This is a genomic window from Methylocella silvestris, from assembly GCF_002891535.1.
GTDB classification, from domain to species: domain Bacteria; phylum Pseudomonadota; class Alphaproteobacteria; order Rhizobiales; family Beijerinckiaceae; genus Methylocapsa; species Methylocapsa silvestris_A.
The window spans coordinates 1-317 of sequence record NZ_PDZR01000077.1; the positions used below are offsets into that span (position 1 = coordinate 1).

At 60.6% G+C, this 317-nt stretch carries 1 protein-coding gene; it reads right to left on the reverse strand.

Annotated features, from left to right (window positions below):
* Window positions 1-202, reverse strand: a 202-nt coding sequence (locus tag CR492_RS21310) for a DNA methyltransferase (protein ID WP_348626737.1), incomplete at its 3' end; no start/stop codon positions are given.
* Between the last annotated feature and the right edge of the window lie 115 nt (window positions 203-317).

Sequence of the window (317 nt, forward strand, 5' to 3'; positions counted from 1 at the left end):
TTGTGCCGCTGCCGCAGAAGGGATCAAGAATAATGTCGCCGCGCTGCGTCGCGTCGAGGATCGCGTCGGCGACCATCGCGATTGGCTTGACGGTCGGGTGAACATCGAGGCCGCGCGTTCGGCCGCGCCGGGCGAAAGCGTTGGCGCCCGGGTAATTCCAGACATTCGTCCGGTTTCGACCGAATTTGCTGTCAATCGGCATTGAACTGGGGCTCTGACTCAATTTTGATGAAGTTTGGGCGCCGGCTGGCATTGGTTTCATCAAGGAATCAACGCCATGCGAAGTCTCCGCCCCTCGGCTTTCGTGCCGCCCGGTT